Annotated in this window: 2 protein-coding genes and 1 pseudogene; all 3 read right to left on the bottom strand. The window is 60.9% G+C overall.

Annotation, left to right across the window (positions count from 1 at the left end; all coding sequences use genetic code 11):
• Positions 1 to 575: pseudogene (locus AWB74_RS44010) on the bottom strand (class II glutamine amidotransferase); the annotation flags it as partial.
• 58 nt (positions 576 to 633) lie between these two features.
• Positions 634 to 1086 (bottom strand): hypothetical protein, encoded by a 453-nt coding sequence (locus AWB74_RS44005; RefSeq protein ID WP_061152732.1) that lies wholly within the window; start codon positions 1084 to 1086, stop codon positions 634 to 636.
• Positions 1087 to 1152: 66 nt separating this feature from the next.
• A complete protein-coding gene (gene pgaC / locus AWB74_RS44000; protein WP_087039583.1) occupies positions 1153 to 2460 on the bottom strand; it encodes a poly-beta-1,6-N-acetyl-D-glucosamine synthase in 1308 nt (435 codons plus the stop codon).
• Positions 2461 to 2532 lie beyond the last annotated feature (72 nt).

Below are 2532 nucleotides of genomic sequence, written 5' to 3'. Positions count from 1 at the left end.
AGATAGTTGCCTCGCTCGCCCACGCCGATGACGAGCGGCGAGCCGGCACGGGCGCCGACCACGCGGTCGGGTTCATCCCCGGCGAATACAGCGATCGCGTACGCGCCGCTCAGGCGCGGTATCGCACGCTGCACTGCCGTGAGCAGATCGCGCGATGGAATCTGCTCCCGTGTGTGATGAATCAGATGCGCAATCACTTCCGTATCGGTGTCCGATTCGAACACGTAGCCGAGCGCCCTCAACTCCTCGCGCAACATCTCATGATTTTCGATGATGCCGTTATGCACGAGCGCGAGCTCGTCGCGCGAGAATATCGGGTGCGCGTTCTCGGTCACGGGCGCGCCGTGCGTCGCCCAGCGCGTGTGGGCGATGCCCATGGTGCCCGACAGTCGCGCGTGCTCTACCTGTTGCGCAAGATCCGCGACGCGTTCGGTGCTGCGCACGCGGCGCGGCACGCCGCCTTGCAGGACGGCAACGCCACATGAGTCATAGCCGCGATATTCGAGCCGGCGCAGTCCCTCCGTCAGAACGCCGGTGACGTCCCCTCCTGCCACCGCTCCTACGATTCCGCACATAGTAATCCCCAGTGAATAATGTTGTGTAACGATTCAGATGCGCCTTGCGCCGCAAGTCCTACGCCGCTTGGCGTTCGAATTCGTGAATCGTCGTGACATGCGAAATCATCCCGGCGTCGTCGTGATACGCGACAAGACAGCGGCCAGCGTCGCCTGCCGGGATCTCGTGCGTCGTGTCGGGATGCGGCGCGTTGAGCATGTCAGGGACTCGGCGCACCCGCTGAGGGTTCAACGCGTCCATCTGGCGGCCGAACGTCCAGAAAATCATGGCGAGCACCACAATGCCGATGCCCTCGATGCCTGGCATGAATGCATCGAGCGAGCGCTCGTCATCGGTCGCGTTCTCGACACACCAGCGGATGTAGATCGCGGCGAGTGCCCACGTGGCAAGCACGAATGTGGGTCGCAAGACGCGATACCACACGACCGAGCGCACCGCCTTTGCCTTGCTGTACTCGGCCGCAAACTGAGAGACGGATTGCTTCGACACATCGATGATCGGGAATTCCATTTTTTTCGCCCCTGTCGAAAATATGTTGACTTGAAGTCAATTTCGAATGACCTGCGCTTTCTGGTTTTACTTCGATTCCGATGCTTCGAGAGATGCTCCGAACCCTGCCACCTGCGCCGCATCGACAGCCGACGCTCCGCTCGAACGGATGCCGCGGTCCGGGCTTACCCAACGCGCGCGCTTTCTGTCGCGTTGGCTCACGACACTGGGCAGCGCGACGACCGACGCGATCATGCTGATGGCCCAGAATGCCGCGGGATACCAGACCGTGTCGATGAAATACCGCATCAGATTCTTGTCGTAGCGTCGGTCGATCATGCAGCCAAGGAGGATCTGCGCACAGCAGGTCGCGAAGAGCAGCACGCCTGTCCCGCGCGGGACGAACGGCAAGCGCCAAGCTTCAGGGAGTGTGAACGCCGCGGTCGCCGCCATCATCACGATCGCAAACACCATGCAGTACGCCCAGACGATGCTGACCGCGTACTCCAAAAAGATGGGCCACATCATCATGTTGCGGCGTGACAGCATCGCGCCTGCATACTTGAAGAGGACCTGGATCCCGCCCTTCGCCCAGCGCACCCGCTGCTTATAGAGACCGCGGAAGGTTTCGGGCATGAGAATCCAGCTGAGTGCGCGCGATTCGAAATGCACAGCCCAGCCGCGCACCTGGAGCTTCCAGCTAATGTCGATATCCTCTGTCAGCATGTCGGCGCTCCAGTAGCCGACTTCCTGCAACGCGCGCTTTCTAAACATCGACACCACGCCTGACACCGTCAACAGTCGCCCGTACATGTGCTGCGTGCGCTTGATGAGGCCGACGATCGACGAGAACTCGCCCACCTGCATGCGGCCGAGCAACGACGAGCGCGTGCGGATGCGCGGATTGCCCGTCACCGCGCCCACGGATGCGTCGGCCAGAAAGTGGCGCAGCATCCAGCCAATCGCTTCCTTGTCGAGTAGCGAATCGCCGTCAATGCACATCAGATACTCGGCGTCCGTCAGCATCGCGGCGGTCGTCAGGCCGATCGCCTTGCCTTCGTTCTGATGCTGGTGCACGACGACGAGCTTCGGATAGGCGTTCACCAGTTGATTGAGAATCGCGCCCGTTTCGTCGCGGCTGCCGTCGTTGATCGCGATGATGTTGTAGTTCGGATAGTTCAGCCGGCCCAGACAGGCGATCACTTCGCGCACATTGTCTGCCTCGTTGTAGCACGGGACGACGACGGACACCTTCGGATACGACGTCAACGGAGGTGCCGAGTGCCGAGCCGAGTCGCGGCGCTCGACGAGCAGATAGTGGAGCGCCCCGCCCACCATCCAGAGATAGGCCATCAACAACGGGTAATAGAAGACAAAGTTCGAGATAACGCTCATGAAGTTTTTCATTTTTATGGTCCCCGATTCAAATCATCGACGCTCGAAGTTCTTCGCGCGACGCTCAACCCA

Source organism: Caballeronia arvi, from assembly GCF_001544695.2.
Classification (GTDB): domain Bacteria; phylum Pseudomonadota; class Gammaproteobacteria; order Burkholderiales; family Burkholderiaceae; genus Caballeronia; species Caballeronia arvi.
Note: the sequence above shows the minus strand (reverse complement) of the source record. Positions and strands in the feature narration are given on the sequence as shown.

Coding starts and splice junctions, on each gene's coding strand:
- AWB74_RS44005 (WP_061152732.1), bottom strand. CDS start 1,086: ATGGAATTCCCGATCATCGATGTGTCGAAGCAATCCGTCTCTCAGTTT.
- pgaC (WP_087039583.1), bottom strand. CDS start 2,460: ATGAGCGTTATCTCGAACTTTGTCTTCTATTACCCGTTGTTGATGGCC.